This is a genomic window from Paracidovorax sp. (assembly GCF_057642795.1).
On record NZ_JBXYZY010000034.1, the window covers coordinates 240,792 to 255,863 of the forward strand.

Genomic DNA, 15,072 nt, shown 5'->3' on the forward strand with positions numbered 1-15,072 from the left:
TTCTCATTTCTGGAGCCATGACCGCTTACTACAACGAGATCGACAAGTACGCGGCCCAGTGGCTGCGCAACCTCATCGCCGCCGGGCACATAGCCCCTGGCGTCGTTGACGAAAGGAGCATCGAAGATGTTCACCCCGACGACCTGCGCGGATTCGACCAGTGCCACTTCTTCGCCGGCATCGGAGTCTGGAGCCTGGCCCTGCGCCGCGCCGGCTGGCCCGACGACCGACCTGTTTGGACCGGTTCCTGTCCGTGCCAACCTTTCAGCTCGGCAGGCGCGGGAGCTGGGTTTGCTGACGAGCGGCACCTCTGGCCCGCCTTCCACCATCTCATCGCGCAGCGCCGCCCTGCAGCGGTCCTTGGAGAGCAGGTTGCGAGCAAGGACGCAGATCCTTGGATCGACCTTGTACAAGATGACTTGGAAGGCGTGGGATACAGGGTCGGGGCGGTCCCGTTTCCGTCTGCGGGCGTCGGTGCTCCGCACATCCGTGACCGGCTCTACTGGGTGGCCAACGCCTACGGCAGCGCTGGCCAAGAAAGGCGTGCGCACCTTCGAGGGCGGCTTGATGGAGGCGATGCGCAACCACGGGCCGGACTTGGCAGCAGCGGCATGCCTCACCGGCTGGCCAACAACCACCAGCACGGATGCCCTGCGGTGTCCATCGATCGAGGCCACAACGCCGAACATCACTCTGAATCATGCAGCAAATTTAGCGGGTTGGCCCACGCCCCTTGTGGGCAGTACATCTCCAGCCTCGCACGGACAGATCAGCGGGGACTTTCGCCGAGCGATGGAGGTTATCAAGGACGTTCCGTGCCCGGCCCGACTAACGGCATCTGGTCAGCTGCTGACTGGCTCCTGTGCCGGGATGGAAAGTGGCGGCCAGTTGAACCCGGCACATTCCCGCTGGTTGATGGGCCTGCCGGTCACATGGGACGAGTGCGCGCCGATCAAGAACGCATCGCCGAGATCGTCCCGCGCAAAGACCAAGGCAGCCGCACGGGCCGGCTCAAAGGCTACGGCAACGCCATCAACGCGGAAGCGGCGCGCGTCTTCATCCAATGCGTGATGGAGGCCATCCCCTGATCCCCGCCCCCTTGGGGCACCAACCACATGGAGGCCGCATGGCTGAGAAACCGATCCTTTTTTCCGCGCCCATGGTGCGCGCCCTGCTCGCCGGCACGAAGATGCAGACGCGGCGCGTGGCCAAGCCCGTGCGCCACCCAGACCTTGGAAATATGTACGCACCCGGCGCCCTGGTGCTGGAGCGCGAGCCGCAGCATGTCATTGACCGCTGCAGCCCTTACGGCCAGCCAGGCGACCGTCTTTGGGTGCGCGAGACGTGGGGCGTCGTAAGCCACGCCTGGGATGCAGACGGCGACCCGATCGACTGGATACCGGACAGACCCGCTACACCCATCAGGGAGATGCGATTCGGCCAAGGCTACTACTCGGGCCACGTCATCTATGCGGCAGACGGCAGCCACGAATGGGCAGGCGATGACGATGGCGGCGGCGAGCCCCGGTCAGCCTGGCATCCGTCCATACACATGCCCCGCGCGGCCAGCCGCATCACGCTGGAGATTACCGACGTGCGCGTCGAACGCCTGCAGGACATCAGCGAGACCGACGCAGCGGCCGAGGGCGTTACGACCGACCCGGCCTGCCCAGCCTACGACGCATACGCCGCGCTGTGGGACCAGATCAACGGCGCCGGCGCTTGGTCCGCCAACCCTTGGGTATGGGCCCTGAGCTTCAAACGCAGTCACGAAGCCACCCACGGTATCACCGGAGCACCCGATGGCAAGACCTGACTACTGCCCCGTGGGCAACGAGCCATGCCAATCCATGTGCGATGAGCCGTGCAGTTGGTCAGGCTCGAAGCGCGGGGCCTTGCTTGAGGAGCACCAAAAGGCCTTGGCTTTTCTTGCTGGACTGCATCCCTGTCTGACCATCGACGGCCCGCCAATGGCGGCGGCGGAGCGAATCTTCGATGCGGTGATGGGCGAGCGCCGAGAGCTGCTGGCCAAGATCGAAAACATGGAGCGCAACCTCGACTGGATGCGCTCCCACCTCGCGAAAGGAGCAGGCCATGGCCTCCCGACGTAGCCGCGAGCGCGGCGACAAGCGCGACCGGTGGCAATAGCCACCGCCACCACCCACACCAGAGCCCGCCAACACGGGCTTTCTTTTTGGAGATCCCCCATGTTCAAGAGACGGTCCCTGCCGGGTGCAGCAAAGAGAACTTCACGGATGGTGCGTGCAACCCACCCACTGGCGCCCGCTGCCCGCCCCTCCCACCATCAATGCAAGCAAGAGGGATTGATGGCTGACCGAGTGCGCAACCTGCAACCGGGGCAGCGCTTCCGACTTAAGCGCACGGGCGACCTGTACGAGTTTCTGGGCCACAAGCGCGACACACCAGGCGGCACGCAGTACGTGGTGCGCCGCTCTGGCTTTTCAAAACCATCCACCCTGCACCACTCCTGCCATGTGGTGCTTATTCAGGACGATCCATCGTGACAAACCAACAAGCACTCGAAGCGCTGGGAATGGCCGAGCGACTGCTGCGAGAAGCAGCGGAAGAACTCAAGGCAGCCCACACCATCGGCTACTTGTCTGAATGGGACAACGGGGAGCCGGAGGTGAAGGCGGTCTACGAAGAGCACATAGCTGCCGCTGATGGTCTTGCCGCACTCAGCGCAGCGGCTCCAGCCGTGGCGGCCGCGCGTCCAGCGATGCCTGAGACTTGGCACGTTGTTGCACACATCAAGGGCGAACCCGTCCTGAGCATCGGCTACGACTGGGTTTCTGGCCGCGAGCTGGCGTCGGAAGAAGAGCATGCGATCGTCGGCATGGCGCAGCACCTACTGTCATTTGTCGGGTACGGACTGCCTCCGTCCGACTTCAACCCCGATGATGATGCTGCACACCAGGCCCAGCCTGACGCAGCGGCTCCAGCCGTGGCGGCCACCCGCGAACCAAGCCCTACCGCCGGCATGAACATCGCCCAGCGCATCCTGCATGTTGGCGGGCGGAACAACGATGCGGGGTACGTGGAGTTCGGCTCCATACAAGCCGTAGAAGCACTGGTGCGCCAGGTGCTGCGCGACATACCCACCCCTGCTGCAGTGAGCGCGCCGAGCGATGTGGTGAAAGATGCAGCGAGGTATCGCTGGCTGCGCGAACAGGGCATGCTGACCGAAGGTAGCCGTCACCCGCAATCATGGAGGTGCGTCGCGCTTTTGGCAGACATGGGCGGCGAACATGCTGATGCTGCCATCGACGCTGCCATGCTCGCCGCCGCGCCCCAGGTGCCGGCCCAGGAAGGCGGCGCCGCATGAACGGCGACCAAACCCTCGCAGCATTCCTGCGCGAAGTTATCAGCGGGATGCTGCGCGCTGACACGGACACGGCATCGCTGGACTGCACCATTCCGATGAACGGCCAGCAAGTCCTCATCACGTTCGACCTCACGATGACGAGCCCCACCGCCAGGCGCACCACGGATACCACCGCGCGGCACACCAGCGCGGCCCGGTCCGGCGCAGTTACCCCGCCGATCGGCTCCGCAGGCCTTCGGCAGGGCGACGTAGATAGCTCGACGCTTCGCAGTACTCGCGCAACAACGCCTGGTGCCAGGACTTCGAGTACGGCAACAGCAACGCCAACAACAAGGACAACGAGTTCCGCGCTCGCCCCGTCCGCAGATTCATGCCCCTGGGAGGGCCACCAATGACCATCACCCGCCCCGCACTTAGATACCACGGCGGCAAGTTCCGCCTCGCGCCGTGGGTCATGCAGTTCTTTCCGACTCATCATCGCTACGTGGAGCCCTTCGGCGGCGCCGCTGGCGTGCTGCTGCGCAAAGAGCGCAGCTACGCCGAGGTCTACAACGACCTGGACGACGACATCGCCAATTTCTTCCGCGTGGTGCGCGACCCCGAACAACGCATCCGCCTCACCGAGGGCTGCGAGCTGACGCCCTATGCCCGCGCCGAATGGGAACTGGCTTACGAGCCCACCACCGACCCCGTAGAGCGCGCCCGCCGCACTGCCGTGCGCGCCGCTATGGGCTTCGGGTCAGCAGGTGCCACCAAGGGCGCGGGCGGCTTCCGCATCGACACCACGCGGGCCTACGCCACCGCCATGCACAACTGGGCCGACTATCCCAGCCACATCGCAGCATTGGGCCAGCGCATGACCGGCGTACTGGTAGAAAACCGCCCCGCTATCGACGTGATGCGCCAGCACGACGGCCCCGATACCCTCCACTTTGTGGACCCGCCCTATCTGCACGAAACCCGGCAGATCCGGAAGTCCAGCCGGTACTACAGGCACGAGATGACGGCAGTCCAGCACGCCGAGCTGCTGGACTGCCTGCGCGAGCTGCGCGGCTTCGTCGTGCTATCAGGCTACCCCAGCGAGCTGTACGACGGCGCCCTGCAGGGCTGGTCCCGCTACACCACAGAGGCACGCATTGCCGCCCATCGCGGCACCGGCATGCGCACCGAAGTGGTTTGGATCAACCCCGCATGTGCCGATGCGCTGGAGCTGTCGCGCGGCGGCCTTTTTGCAGAGGCCTGCGAAGCATGACCATCCCCACCTTCACCACCCTCCTGCAGGCCTACCTCGACTGCCGCAAGCACAAGCGCACCACAGCCAGCGCCCAGGCCTTCGAGCAGCACCTGGAGCGCAACCTGGGCGACCTGCATGCCGAGCTGCTGGCCGGCACCTACCGGCCCGGGCCCCGAGCGCATCGCGCTGGCAACCGTGAAAGCTGATGACCAGGTGCGAAAGAAGCCAGTGCTGTTCTTCGCCTCCTACTGCCCGATGTGTGGCGTGAAGCTGGACACGCTGGACCACAGCACTGCCGCGAAGGAGCCCACCAATGACCGCTGAAACCAAAACCCTGAACCGCCAGGGCCGCCGCCAGTCCACATTGGCCCGTGCCGCAATGCAGATGCGGGTCATCAAGCTAGAGCGGCCTGCAGCCGAGCACATCACCAATGCATCAATGCCGAATGCGCCGCTGGGTTACCAGTGGCCGCATTTGAAGGCGCACGCTAGGAGTGCGTATGAGGCCCCCGCTTCACGAAAGGACACCCAATGAGACGCCGCGACATCCGCGCAGAGCGCAAGGCATCAGAGGCCGCACGGTGGTCTGGTTTCAGTCCACTGGAACAGTCCCAGGACTGGCGCGAGGAACGAGACCAAGAGCGCTCCGAGTACCCGGAGCATGAAGACGACTACGAGCAGCGGCAGATGCTGCAGTGATCGCCACCATATGACCCACAGCCCGCCTTGAGCGGGCTTTTTCTTTTCTGGAGCCCGCATGTTCAAGCACCTGATCATTTACCGCATCGCCGCCACTTGGGCGGCCGACCTTGCTTCTGCCAACGAAGCCCTGGCCAAGACGCCTTTCACCGAATGCGGCGCCACGCAGGAAAAGTCCATCGGCTGGGTGCCGCCGCGCGGCGAGGCCCACGGCCCGATGGCCGAATCGGTGGGCGGGCACTGGGTGCTGCGCTTCATGGCCGAGACCAAGGTGCTGCCCGGCTCGGTGCTGGCGCGCAAGGTCAAGGACAAGGCCGCCCGCATCGAGCAGGAGACCGGCCGCAAGCCCGGCAAGAAGGAATCGAAGGAGCTGAAGGAAGAGGCCAAGCTCGACCTGCTGCCCATGGCTTTCACCAAGCAGGGCTCGACCTGGGTGTGGATCGACCCGCAGGCGCTGACGCTGTTGCTCGACACCTCTTCCCAGGGCCGCGCCGACGAGGTGACCAGCCTGCTGGTCGAGGCGCTGCCGGGCCTGTCGCTCTCGCTGCTCGATACGCAGACCAGCCCGCAGGCCGCCATGGCGCACTGGCTCAAGGAGCAGGAGCCGCCATCAGGCTTCAGCGTGGACCGCGCCACGGTGCTGAAGAGCACCGATGAGTCCAAGGCGGTGGTGAAGTACGGCCGACACCCGCTCGACATCGAGGAGGTGCAAGCCCACATCGCCGCTGGCAAGCTGCCGACCGAACTCGCTCTGACCTGGGATGACCGCGTGTCGTTCGTGCTCAGCGAAGGCCTGCAGCTGCGCAAGCTGTCGTTCCTCGACACAGTGTTCGAGGTCCAGGGCTCGGGCAAGGACAATGGCGGCTTCGATACCGATGTGGCTATCGCCACGGGTGAGCTGAGCAAGCTGATCCCCGACCTGATCGAGGCACTGGGCGGCGAAGGCCGCAAGGGAGCGACCGAATGACCACCTTGCTCATCATTCTGCTGCTCATCCTGATGGCCTTCGTGGCCATCTGGTCCTGGGCCATGTGCCGCGCCGCAGCCCGCGCTGATGCTGATTGGGAGCAGTTCATGGCTGGCGGCTGGTCGGTGGTTCCGCTGCAGAGCCTGCCCGAGGTGCCATCGCGGGAACCGGAGGAATCATGTCCGAATACCTGAGCGGCCCTGAGCTGCATCAACTGACCGGCTATGCCCGTTCCGGGCAGCAGGCCGCATGGCTCAAGTTCCGCAGCATCCCCCACCGCCAGGACGGGGCGCGGTTGATCGTGTCCCGCGTGCATGTGCAATCGTGGCTGGAGGGCAAGCCCACAATTGCCCGGGGCGGCATGAACATCGCAGCCATCCGATAGGAGACAGCATGCCGAAGGCGACGAAATACCCCAGGCTGAAGACGATGATCCGGCGCGGCCGGGCTGGGCAGGTATGGGTGTACTACGCCTACGACATGCGGCCTGAAGGAAAGCCGGACATCAACCTGGGAAAAGACCACGGCCGCGCGCTGGAGCAGTGGGAGCAGTTGCACAACAAGCTGCCGATGACAGTCGGCCGGCTTGAAGAGGCTTTCCAGCGCTTCGAAGAGAAAGAGCTTTCCAAGTACACCAGCGCCGAGACACGCAAGGGATACGCGAAGAACCTCAGAATGCTTCGGCCGGTGTTCGGCGGGATGGCCTGGGACGAGGTGGATCTCCCGACGCTCAGGCTGTACCTTGACCGCCGGTCAGCGAAGACGCAGGGCAACCGTGAAATGTCCTTGCTGCGGGTCGTGTGGGGCAAGGCCCTGCTCTGGGGCATGACTCGCCTGCCATGGCCGGCCCAGGGCGTCCGCGGGTGGAAGAACGAAGAGCAAGCACGCGAGTTCGAGGTGACCGAAGCGATGTTCGCCGCTGTCTATGCGCAGGCCGACCAGGTGGTGCGCGACTGCATGGACATCGCATCAGCAACAGGCATGCGGATCACCGACGCCCGCACCGTGCGGATGCCTGCCGATGGCGTCATCACCCACCGCGCCAGCAAGACCAAGAAGGCCGTGCAGTTCGTTGTGGCCGACTCGCCCGTGCTGTCTGAACTCGTCGCACGGCGCGAAGCGATGCGCGCGCACTGCGTCATGCTGCTGGCCACCAGCACGGGCCGCCAAGTGTCCGCCCGCATGCTGCGCGACCGCTGGGAGGAAGCGCGGGACGCGGCGGCCTACCGGGCAGAGGTGACCGGCAATGCGGACCTTGGCGCCCGCATCCGCGCGATGTATTTGCGAGACATGCGCAGCCTGGCGGCCGACCTGGCTGGCGACGTGGATGAGGCCTCCAAGCTGCTGCAGCACAGCAGCAAGGCCTTGACCGCAAAGCACTACAGAACCAGGGCCGACAAGCTGCGCGCGGTGCGCTGAAACCATTTCCGCAATGCCTCCTTGATAGAGGGCGGTAACTCCCATGTTTTGAGGAAACTATCGGCCCGCAGCCCGCATAAACACTGGAATGTGATGGGGACTCAAAATCCCCCGCCGCAAGGCGTGCCGGTTCGATTCCGGCCCCGGGCACCAAATCTAAGGCCGCATGGTTCCATAACCGTGCGGCCTTTTCTTTTGCCCCTCTGAAGAGCTGGCCTGACTAGTGCGCAAACGTCCGGCGAAGTGTGCCGGAATCCGGGGGTATCTGGGGGTACCTTTGGGGGTAGATTCTTGAGATCCGGGGGTATATCGGCCTCGTACCCCAGCCTGCCAAGCGGGCGTTTTCTGGCACTTTCCAGCCCCTCCGCAGCGAACCCCCAGGGGGTAGTTTTCGTTCCCCATAAAACCCCATCTGGGCGTTCGGTTTCCGGTCGATTCGAGGCGACTTTTGCCCCACCCTCCCCCTGCTTGCCGCACCTTCACTTAAGCCCCTTAGGAGCGCCACGGAACAGCGAATCGGTGCGGCTCGAATTACCCGCATCGGGGGCACCCAGGGAGGACCCGCAGCAAGGCACGGCGGCCCTCTGCTTCGGGGTATGACCATTTTTTACCGGGGACACCGGGGACAACTCCGGAAAACGCACGTAACCCGTTGTCATCATTGAGGAAAGTAGTCCCCGGTAGGCACCGGGGACAAACACCCCGGCACCGGGGACACCGGGGACAACTCTTTCCACGGATGTGCAAGAGCGTCCGCACCCCGCACCGCACCGCACTGGAGCTGGGCGGCCAGCGGCTCAGCAATTTGCAGCGCGAAAAGAGCCTGCGCCCCCGCCCCCACCGGGCGGCGGGCGGAAGGGCGGCAGGCCCGTATGCTGAACTTATAGATCCAGCTCGAAGATGGCCGGGGGCACGTGGTAGCAACGCACCTTGCCGATGCCCGGCAGCTTGGTGCTGATGGTGTGGCGGCCGGGCTCCTTCACGGTCAGGCATCCGTGTTCCACCAGCACGCGGCACACGGCCTGATGGTCGAAACCGCTGCAGATTTCGCCCTTGAACGTTTCGGCCAGGATGAAGTATTCGCAGCTCACGCCCTCGCCCAGCGCCGCAGGCATGCGCTCCCCGTACTCGGCGCCATGCTGGCTATTGCTCTTGATGGGATCGCCGTCGGCGTTGAGCATGCGGCGCACGCCAGCCCGTTGCAGCGTCTTGGCGTTGTGGTCATCGGAGGCCCGGTGCCACCAGGTGAAGCGCCCTTCACCGTGGGATTCGAGGAAGCGCCTCACCTGGCGCAGCATGTTGCGCACCTCGCCATTCCCAGCCCCGCCGCGTGCCGCCAGCCAGGCATCGAAGCATGCGCGTGCTGCACGCTCGCTCTCGCCTTGCGGCCAGCCGGTCAGCCCCGCTTCGGTAGCCAGTTCGCCCGCCACGCCTACCAAGGCAAACCGGGCGGCAACGCGCTCCACCTGGCCGGATGCACCTTGTGGCACCCACTGCCCTTGCAGGGCCTGCATGCCGGCTCGCAGGCGCTTCGGCAGCACGCCCCACTGGCTGCACGCCCATTCGAGGAAAGCCAGCCCCGGCGCCCCATGGCAGGCCTGCACCTCGCGGCCCAGGTGGCTGGCGAAAGCAGCAGGGCCAGCGAAATCATGGATCTGCTCAAACGCCCCCATACCGGCGCCGGCATCAGCCGGAATGTCCGCCATGCGCACCTCTTGCCCGGTGCGGGTGCGCTTCATTCCTTCGGCCATGTGGTCGGCCAGCCCCAGTTCGCCAGCAGACAGGAACAGCAGGCGCCAGGACAGGCGGGCACGCGGCGCACCGCCACGGGTTGCCCGTGCCTTGCTCTGCTCGTTCGCCAGCATGTAGGCGCACTCGCCGGCCACCTTGCCCTCCACTTGGGCCAGTTCGTCGAGGATCAGCAGCGCATCGCAGTGCTGGGCGGCGATGGCCTCCAGGGCGTTATCGGTGGTGCGCCAGCGCTGCATGTAGCTGGGGCCGCCGTTCACGCTGGCAGCCAGACGCAGCGCCGTGGTCTTGCCCGAGCTGCTGTCGCCCCGCAGGTGAAAGCCGCCGCTCTCCATGCCGGCCGGCCGCAGCAGCGGCCCGGCGAAGGCGCAGGCCACGGCAAACACCAGGCGGCTATTGCCCACGCACAGCGCCCCGATGCGCTCGCGCCAGGCGGCGGCATCCTTGCGCACGCGGAAGGTGTTCTCCATCTGGCTGTCGCTCTGGAACACGATGCGCTCCGCATCGTCGCCAATGGTCTGGTGCGGCAGCACATAGGCGGCCCCGCCCTCGGTGCCATGCCAGCCGATGCGGTCGGTGCAGCTGGCGAATTCGTCCGGCCTCCGGGTCTGGACGTATTCCGTGAGCTTGTTGCGTGCGGCGGGCGCGGTGGCGATGCGCAGCCCCATGTTCAGCAGCACGGCGCGGTATTCGCCCCCATCGCCCGAGAGCATGCGGGCAGGCATGGCCCATTGCTTGGCGCGGCCCAGCGGGTCGGCGAACTGCAGCAGGTAGCCCCAGCCCTGGCCGTCCTGATCGCGCGTGAGGGCGGCCACATCGAGGCGCGAGCACAGCCACAGGGGCCGCGCCGGGTTGCCCTCTTTGTCGCGGCCATGGAAGTACACGCCGGCATCGTCCACGGTGAAAGGATCGTAGGGGGCTGCATCCTCTGCAGGCGCAGAGCCATCGCCCCGCCCTTTGCCGGCCCGTGGGCGGGGCTGGCCGGCCTCGCTGGCACCCGCAGGGGCTGCGGCCTGCCGTGCGGCCTCTATCGCGCCCTCCACGGCCTGGCGCACGGCCTGCAGCCCCTGCGCCTGGTGCATATCGTTGAAGTCGCTGGCGCCGGCCTCCAGCCCCACGGGGAACACCGCCACGCCACCCACGGCCAGGGCCGCCGCTTCGGCCTTCACGCGGCCGGTGTTGGTGCCGGTGCGCTGCGCCGTGGCGAGATCATCATCCCCACACAGCACCAGCAGCGCGGCCGGCAGGATCTGCCTCAGCGCCCTGGCGACGTGGGCCAGGTTGCCGGCGTCGATGGCCACGGCCACGGGCAGCCCCGTGGCTTCGTGCAGGCTGGCGGCAGTGGCGTAGCCCTCGGCCACCAGCACCAGCGCAGCGCCGGCCGCATCGCCCAGCATGTGCCACAGGCCCGACTTGCGCCCGCCCTTCATGAACAGCTTGTCCGTGCCGTAGCGGTTGCGGCCGGGGGCAATGCGCTGCACGTTCCACAACGTGCCGGCCGCATCGCGCAGAGGCACCAGCAGCCAGCCATCGGCCGCAAAGCGCACGCCGTAGGCCTGCACGCCCTTGCGGGCCAGGTAGGGGCTGGCGCCAGCATCGCTGGCGGCTTCCCAGAGGGCTTGCGCCTCTGCCGCTGCGGCGGCGTGGGCGGCCTGGCGGGCGCTGGCTTCTGCCTGGCGCTGCTGGGTGCGTTCGGCTTCACGCCGCGCCTGCTCGGCCGCGCTGGGCAGTGCCGCTGGCGCATCGGGCCGGGGCAGCTCGAAGCCGTGGCCCTTGGCGATGTGCAGCAGCGTGGCGATGGTCACACCGCCGCCGGCCTTGATGCTGCGCCAGGTGCTGCGCACCGCCGCGGAGTCGTAGCCCTCGGCCGTGGCGCTCCAGCCCTCGAACAGCGTCAGCCCCGTGTCGTCGGGATATTCGCTCTTGATCGCCATGCCCACCCGCGCCCATTCGTCACGCGGCAGGTTCGCGGGGATGTGCGCAAGGGCATCACGAACCAGGGCGGGGGTGATGGTCGTTTTAGTCATTCTGGGGAGAAGAGATCGCGCACCGGAGAGGGCCGGTGCAGCAAGGTGTAGGTACGCACGCGGCGGCTATGCGTTCCGCCTGCGCAGGACACCTCCCGCCACCCGCGTTCGATGCCATAGCCCATGGCAGTCATTTCGGAAAGCAGTTTGGTGACGCTGCCCACGTCGCACGCATCGTTGATTTCCTTCAACGTGCTGCCGGGGTGCGCTTCCATGAAGTCCGCCGCTCGCAACGCCTGGGCGGGGCGCGTGTCCTCTGGGGGTTTGGCGTATGCCATGACAGCCCCCCGTCAGTTCAGCCGCGGCGCAAGATCCGCCGCCGCCAACGACTGAAAGCCAGAGCGCAGCACGGTGGGCTGTCCCGGCTCCGACTCGGCCAGCAGTTCGCCACCCTTCGCCGCATGCACGCGCACCACGCCATCGGCCCATAACGTGGCAACCAAGCGCACACCCTGCGGGGGCTGGAAACGCACCTTCACCAAGGGGCGGCCACGTTGCCGCTGTGCCATGAAGGCAACTGCTTGGGGCATCTCAAGATGCATGTCACGCGCCCAGCTCTCGCCGATCACTTCACCGCTTCTGAGATTGGACCGCACCAACACACCGGGCCAGCGGAGCACCACCCTTTCAGGCTCTGCAACCCCGTTCCGCATTACCTTGTCGAACACCACGCCATGCGATGGGATGACCGCATTCAGCTTATTTGCGGCCATACGCAAGCGACGTTGCGCAGCTGCCTTGGACGCTGCAAACACCGTCGCTATAGGGCTGGAATCATTGGTGCCGTTCATGGCTGCACCCCTTGCCCATCGGCAATACGCGCTTGCACCCACGCCAAGACAGCCGACTCAGGCCACGCCGCCATGCGTGCTGTGATGCGAATGCACCGAGGGAATTTGCCTTCCTTCATGAGCTTGTAAATGGTGCTTTTCTTGCAGCCAGTGGCTGCTTCCACATCATGAAGACGCAATAGGCGATCACGGGGAATGACAGGCTTGATGGAATGAACCATTTGCATGGGGAAAGTCCTTTCATGTCTGCCGGTGCATCCGTAGTGGTGCACGCAAGGCATGGCGAGACTTTCGAGCGTGCAAACGTTATTTGTCGCCTTGCAAATCGCTTGCATACGCCCGCAGACGTGCGTACAGAGCGGGGATGGCCCGCGCATGTAGAGCAGGCTGCAAATGCTTTTGCAAACAGTCAGGCGCCCTTAGCTGCACCCAACTGTCCCCACCGGTTGGGGCTTGGCCGTTCCCACTCCCTGCCTAGAGCAGACTCAACGGCCTGCCTGGTGATGCGAAGGTTTTTCGCAATAGCCTCTGCGGCGCTGGTGTTTTGGCCCAGCCGCTCATATTCAGCATGCAGCACGTCAAGCTGATTCCCCTGATCCCAAGGAACATTCTTCCGGTGCTTCCCGGCATCCACATTGATAGCCTTCTGCGCCAGTCGATACCGCACAAGCGCAGCGAAGTCGGCCAATGGGAAGGGTGACACACCCTCTGGAAGCTTCGCACTTGCGCCGGCAGACTCCACTGAGTGCAGAACAGTCCCCCACCCCCATAGCTCATGAGCCAGAGCAAAGGGAACAGCAAGGCGACCAACGATTTCCCGACACTTCGCCGCCGTGGGAAACGACCCGCAGGGGCTGTACCCTTCAAGTCGTTCGTCCACATCGAGGTCACATGCATGCGGCGCCCATACCTCACCCGCCATCAAGCCCAGCGAATACATGAGTGCGGCAAGCGATCCTCTGTCGAAACGATGATGTGGGATGTACGGCACGAGCTCTGCCACTTCCTGCAAGAACTGTTGACCAGCAAAACCCGGCACAGCTTCGGCGTACCCAGAAAGATCCGTGAGATACAGATGCTTTCGTACTTCGCTTACCCCCTGGTCGATGCCCATCTTGGAATTGGCGTCAGAGACGAAAACGCCAAGCACCCGCGCAGCGATAGAAGCGGAAGGCAATCCATCACGCTGCATCAGCCATGCATGCACATCCTGCAGCCGGATGAGCCTCTCACCCTTCGCGGTCTTTAATGCACCAAATGCTGAATGGACCGTCCACCCGCTACCGGCAGGAGGCTCCACTTTCAACGGCGCGGAACGATTCAGAGGCTGAACTGAACCGTGCTGCACATTGCAACCCAGAAATGCCCAAGCATCGGACAGCCGCACTGCCAGACCATACGCAAGGCCCTGCCATCGTTGCGGCGATACATCCGGCTTAGGCACCACACTCCAATGTTCCCGGATATATCGCGCCGCTGCCGGGATTCCGGGCTCGCAAAGATGAGGCGCCCGCTCGCCAACATGCAACACTGCTGGGCGCTCGCCCTGGCGATACTGCTCTTTCACCGCCGCCCAACCTGCCGCCGTCAACTCGCCATTGCTGCCAAATGAGCCACTGCGTTCATCAAAACGAAACGGGTATCGCCTGCGCCGCTCGACTAGTGCTCTACCCAACTCCATGCACGCCCAAGTCTCTTCGGTGTGGTACCCAAAGAGAGCCTCATCGCCGGTAATGGGCTCAGCCCTGCTGCTCTGCTGTGCTCGAAAAATCTCGGGCGCCGGCTGAGTCGATTCAAAGGCATGGCAGAGCGTTTCGATGGCCTCTGAACGAGGGAGCTCTCTCACGTCCATCAGCCACCGCAATGCATCAGAGAGAAGAACGAGACGCCCCGCATCCGTGGCATCCGCACGAAGGTGCAGTCCATCATCCGACTGCAGCCGCCATGCCAGCGGCGTTTCGTTTGCTGGATCTTTTGAAGCTGATGACATCGCCACTCCCTACATCAAACCTTCTTCTGCCATGCTCAAAGACTGCACACCGCCCACGATGATGTGATCCAACACGCGCACATCGATCAGCGCGAGCGTGTCTTTCAGCGCCCGGGTCAGCGAGTGATCCGCCTTGCTGGGCATCACTTTTCCACTGGGGTGGTTATGCGCCAGGATCACGGCAGCAGCCTGGTGCTTCATCGCAGCTACAGCGATTTCCCGGGGGTAGACGCTGGTCTGCGTGAGCGTGCCGGAGAAGTGGCACTCATAGGCAATGACACAGTTTTGACTGTCGAGGTACAGCACCGCGAATCGCTCGCAAGGATCAGCAGCAAGGTGCAGCGACAGGTATGCACGCACGGCTGCAGGGCTGTCGAAGACCTCACCGGCATTGCGCAGCCTAGCGCCAAGAATCGCCAGGGCGCGATCCACGGTCGCACGCTCTCGGGCACGCAGGCCATGGCGCCAGCTCTGCACGCCATCAGCCACACCAAAAGCAGGGATAGCCTCAGCAACGAGACGCGGCCGTTTGGCCGCGGCACGCGCTGGGGTCTTGGGCTTGTCTGCTACGGCCATGGCTCAAGCCCTCCCCATCACATCCATACGGCGCAACGCCGCCAGCGCCTGCACTGCCTTGCGTTTCGCACCCGGCACATTCAGGCCCGATGGTTGGCGCAGATAGTGCAGCGCCATGGCCAGCGCATTGTGCGCTTCGGCATGCAGTTGAATAGGATCGGCGGGGGCTGACAGGCAGGCGCCTGGAGGGCTGCTGGGCGCATCACTGCGGCCAGCCGGGGAGATGACGAGGGTCATGGCTTCTGCTCCTTATCGAGACTTGAAACCCACCTGT

At 64.9% G+C, this 15,072-nt stretch carries 21 protein-coding genes and 1 tRNA gene; 15 read left to right on the top strand and 7 right to left on the bottom strand.

The features are described 5' to 3' along the window. Positions 1 to 17 precede the first annotated feature (17 nt). From AC3A84_RS14040 to AC3A84_RS14110, 15 genes are all read left to right on the top strand, one after another. Positions 18 to 1,088 (top strand): DNA cytosine methyltransferase, encoded by a 1,071-nt coding sequence (locus tag AC3A84_RS14040; protein WP_487970396.1) that lies wholly within the window; start codon positions 18 to 20, stop codon positions 1,086 to 1,088. Positions 1,089 to 1,126: 38 nt separating this feature from the next. Beyond that, the gene (locus AC3A84_RS14045; protein WP_487970398.1) at positions 1,127 to 1,816 is read left to right on the top strand and encodes a hypothetical protein; all 690 of its coding nucleotides are present in this window, start codon (positions 1,127 to 1,129) and stop codon (positions 1,814 to 1,816) included. A gap of 79 nt (positions 1,817 to 1,895) precedes the next feature. Beyond that, positions 1,896 to 2,111, top strand: a complete 216-nt coding sequence (locus tag AC3A84_RS14050) for a hypothetical protein (protein WP_487970400.1) — start codon at positions 1,896 to 1,898, stop codon at positions 2,109 to 2,111. 96 nt (positions 2,112 to 2,207) lie between these two features. Beyond that, entirely contained in the window at positions 2,208 to 2,525 is a 318-nt protein-coding gene (locus AC3A84_RS14055) for a hypothetical protein (RefSeq protein WP_487970402.1), read from the top strand. Further along, positions 2,522 to 3,346, top strand: coding sequence for a hypothetical protein (locus AC3A84_RS14060; RefSeq protein WP_487970405.1), 825 nt, complete (start codon positions 2,522 to 2,524; stop codon positions 3,344 to 3,346). Before AC3A84_RS14055 ends, AC3A84_RS14060 begins: the two co-directional genes overlap by 4 nt. Before the next feature lie 391 nt (positions 3,347 to 3,737). Further along, positions 3,738 to 4,598, top strand: coding sequence for a DNA adenine methylase (locus AC3A84_RS14065; protein ID WP_487970407.1), 861 nt, complete (start codon positions 3,738 to 3,740; stop codon positions 4,596 to 4,598). Continuing rightward, a complete protein-coding gene (locus AC3A84_RS14070; RefSeq protein WP_487970409.1) occupies positions 4,595 to 4,786 on the top strand; it encodes a hypothetical protein in 192 nt (63 codons plus the stop codon). Before AC3A84_RS14065 ends, AC3A84_RS14070 begins: the two co-directional genes overlap by 4 nt. Beyond that, on the top strand, positions 4,776 to 4,904 hold the full coding sequence (locus AC3A84_RS14075) for a hypothetical protein (protein ID WP_487970411.1): 129 nt from the start codon (positions 4,776 to 4,778) through the stop codon (positions 4,902 to 4,904). The genes AC3A84_RS14070 and AC3A84_RS14075 overlap by 11 nt, the downstream gene beginning before the upstream one ends. Next, positions 4,894 to 5,115 (top strand): hypothetical protein, encoded by a 222-nt coding sequence (locus tag AC3A84_RS14080; protein WP_487970413.1) that lies wholly within the window; start codon positions 4,894 to 4,896, stop codon positions 5,113 to 5,115. Before AC3A84_RS14075 ends, AC3A84_RS14080 begins: the two co-directional genes overlap by 11 nt. Next, positions 5,112 to 5,279 (top strand): hypothetical protein, encoded by a 168-nt coding sequence (locus AC3A84_RS14085; protein ID WP_487970415.1) that lies wholly within the window; start codon positions 5,112 to 5,114, stop codon positions 5,277 to 5,279. The genes AC3A84_RS14080 and AC3A84_RS14085 overlap by 4 nt, the downstream gene beginning before the upstream one ends. 58 nt (positions 5,280 to 5,337) lie before the next feature. Continuing rightward, positions 5,338 to 6,246: a recombination-associated protein RdgC gene (locus AC3A84_RS14090; protein WP_487970417.1), complete on the top strand. Its 909-nt coding sequence runs from the start codon at positions 5,338 to 5,340 to the stop codon at positions 6,244 to 6,246. Next, complete coding sequence (locus AC3A84_RS14095; RefSeq protein ID WP_487970419.1) at positions 6,243 to 6,440, top strand: hypothetical protein; 198 nt, start codon at positions 6,243 to 6,245, stop codon at positions 6,438 to 6,440. Before AC3A84_RS14090 ends, AC3A84_RS14095 begins: the two co-directional genes overlap by 4 nt. After that, the gene (locus AC3A84_RS14100; RefSeq protein WP_487970421.1) at positions 6,425 to 6,631 is read left to right on the top strand and encodes a DUF4224 domain-containing protein; all 207 of its coding nucleotides are present in this window, start codon (positions 6,425 to 6,427) and stop codon (positions 6,629 to 6,631) included. The genes AC3A84_RS14095 and AC3A84_RS14100 overlap by 16 nt, the downstream gene beginning before the upstream one ends. 8 nt (positions 6,632 to 6,639) lie before the next feature. Beyond that, positions 6,640 to 7,665: a site-specific integrase gene (locus AC3A84_RS14105; protein ID WP_487970423.1), complete on the top strand. Its 1,026-nt coding sequence runs from the start codon at positions 6,640 to 6,642 to the stop codon at positions 7,663 to 7,665. A gap of 70 nt (positions 7,666 to 7,735) precedes the next feature. Next, positions 7,736 to 7,818: transfer RNA gene (locus AC3A84_RS14110), tRNA-OTHER, on the top strand. Positions 7,819 to 8,546: 728 nt separating this feature from the next. On the opposite strand, the gene AC3A84_RS14115 is transcribed toward AC3A84_RS14110, so the two are convergent. The 7 genes from AC3A84_RS14115 to AC3A84_RS14145 all read right to left on the bottom strand — a co-directional run bounded on the left by AC3A84_RS14115 (position 8,547) and on the right by AC3A84_RS14145 (position 15,035). Further along, complete coding sequence (locus AC3A84_RS14115; protein ID WP_487970425.1) at positions 8,547 to 11,441, bottom strand: DUF927 domain-containing protein; 2,895 nt, start codon at positions 11,439 to 11,441, stop codon at positions 8,547 to 8,549. Further along, positions 11,438 to 11,719, bottom strand: coding sequence for a hypothetical protein (locus tag AC3A84_RS14120; RefSeq protein WP_487970426.1), 282 nt, complete (start codon positions 11,717 to 11,719; stop codon positions 11,438 to 11,440). The genes AC3A84_RS14115 and AC3A84_RS14120 overlap by 4 nt, the downstream gene beginning before the upstream one ends. Positions 11,720 to 11,731: 12 nt before the next feature. Beyond that, positions 11,732 to 12,232, bottom strand: coding sequence for a hypothetical protein (locus AC3A84_RS14125; protein ID WP_487970428.1), 501 nt, complete (start codon positions 12,230 to 12,232; stop codon positions 11,732 to 11,734). Further along, complete coding sequence (locus AC3A84_RS14130) at positions 12,229 to 12,459, bottom strand: helix-turn-helix transcriptional regulator (RefSeq protein WP_487970430.1); 231 nt, start codon at positions 12,457 to 12,459, stop codon at positions 12,229 to 12,231. The genes AC3A84_RS14125 and AC3A84_RS14130 overlap by 4 nt, the downstream gene beginning before the upstream one ends. A 182-nt stretch (positions 12,460 to 12,641) precedes the next feature. After that, positions 12,642 to 14,222 (bottom strand): hypothetical protein, encoded by a 1,581-nt coding sequence (locus AC3A84_RS14135; RefSeq protein ID WP_487970432.1) that lies wholly within the window; start codon positions 14,220 to 14,222, stop codon positions 12,642 to 12,644. Positions 14,223 to 14,231: 9 nt separating this feature from the next. Next, the gene (locus tag AC3A84_RS14140; RefSeq protein WP_487970434.1) at positions 14,232 to 14,798 is read right to left on the bottom strand and encodes a JAB domain-containing protein; all 567 of its coding nucleotides are present in this window, start codon (positions 14,796 to 14,798) and stop codon (positions 14,232 to 14,234) included. 3 nt (positions 14,799 to 14,801) lie between these two features. Next, positions 14,802 to 15,035, bottom strand: coding sequence for a hypothetical protein (locus tag AC3A84_RS14145; protein ID WP_487970436.1), 234 nt, complete (start codon positions 15,033 to 15,035; stop codon positions 14,802 to 14,804). Positions 15,036 to 15,072 lie beyond the last annotated feature (37 nt).

What these genes read in the sequence shown, in the direction of transcription:
- AC3A84_RS14040 (WP_487970396.1), top strand. Translation starts at nt 18, where the DNA reads ATGACCGCTTACTACAACGAGATCGACAAGTACGCGGCCCAGTGGCTG.
- AC3A84_RS14045 (WP_487970398.1), top strand. Translation starts at nt 1,127, where the DNA reads ATGGCTGAGAAACCGATCCTTTTTTCCGCGCCCATGGTGCGCGCCCTG.
- AC3A84_RS14055 (WP_487970402.1), top strand. Translation starts at nt 2,208, where the DNA reads ATGTTCAAGAGACGGTCCCTGCCGGGTGCAGCAAAGAGAACTTCACGG.
- AC3A84_RS14065 (WP_487970407.1), top strand. Translation starts at nt 3,738, where the DNA reads ATGACCATCACCCGCCCCGCACTTAGATACCACGGCGGCAAGTTCCGC.
- AC3A84_RS14070 (WP_487970409.1), top strand. Translation starts at nt 4,595, where the DNA reads ATGACCATCCCCACCTTCACCACCCTCCTGCAGGCCTACCTCGACTGC.
- AC3A84_RS14080 (WP_487970413.1), top strand. Translation starts at nt 4,894, where the DNA reads ATGACCGCTGAAACCAAAACCCTGAACCGCCAGGGCCGCCGCCAGTCC.
- AC3A84_RS14085 (WP_487970415.1), top strand. Translation starts at nt 5,112, where the DNA reads ATGAGACGCCGCGACATCCGCGCAGAGCGCAAGGCATCAGAGGCCGCA.
- AC3A84_RS14090 (WP_487970417.1), top strand. Translation starts at nt 5,338, where the DNA reads ATGTTCAAGCACCTGATCATTTACCGCATCGCCGCCACTTGGGCGGCC.
- AC3A84_RS14095 (WP_487970419.1), top strand. Translation starts at nt 6,243, where the DNA reads ATGACCACCTTGCTCATCATTCTGCTGCTCATCCTGATGGCCTTCGTG.
- AC3A84_RS14100 (WP_487970421.1), top strand. Translation starts at nt 6,425, where the DNA reads ATGTCCGAATACCTGAGCGGCCCTGAGCTGCATCAACTGACCGGCTAT.
- AC3A84_RS14105 (WP_487970423.1), top strand. Translation starts at nt 6,640, where the DNA reads ATGCCGAAGGCGACGAAATACCCCAGGCTGAAGACGATGATCCGGCGC.
- AC3A84_RS14115 (WP_487970425.1), bottom strand. Translation starts at nt 11,441, where the DNA reads ATGACTAAAACGACCATCACCCCCGCCCTGGTTCGTGATGCCCTTGCG.
- AC3A84_RS14120 (WP_487970426.1), bottom strand. Translation starts at nt 11,719, where the DNA reads ATGGCATACGCCAAACCCCCAGAGGACACGCGCCCCGCCCAGGCGTTG.
- AC3A84_RS14125 (WP_487970428.1), bottom strand. Translation starts at nt 12,232, where the DNA reads ATGAACGGCACCAATGATTCCAGCCCTATAGCGACGGTGTTTGCAGCG.
- AC3A84_RS14130 (WP_487970430.1), bottom strand. Translation starts at nt 12,459, where the DNA reads ATGCAAATGGTTCATTCCATCAAGCCTGTCATTCCCCGTGATCGCCTA.
- AC3A84_RS14135 (WP_487970432.1), bottom strand. Translation starts at nt 14,222, where the DNA reads ATGTCATCAGCTTCAAAAGATCCAGCAAACGAAACGCCGCTGGCATGG.
- AC3A84_RS14140 (WP_487970434.1), bottom strand. Translation starts at nt 14,798, where the DNA reads ATGGCCGTAGCAGACAAGCCCAAGACCCCAGCGCGTGCCGCGGCCAAA.
- AC3A84_RS14145 (WP_487970436.1), bottom strand. Translation starts at nt 15,035, where the DNA reads ATGACCCTCGTCATCTCCCCGGCTGGCCGCAGTGATGCGCCCAGCAGC.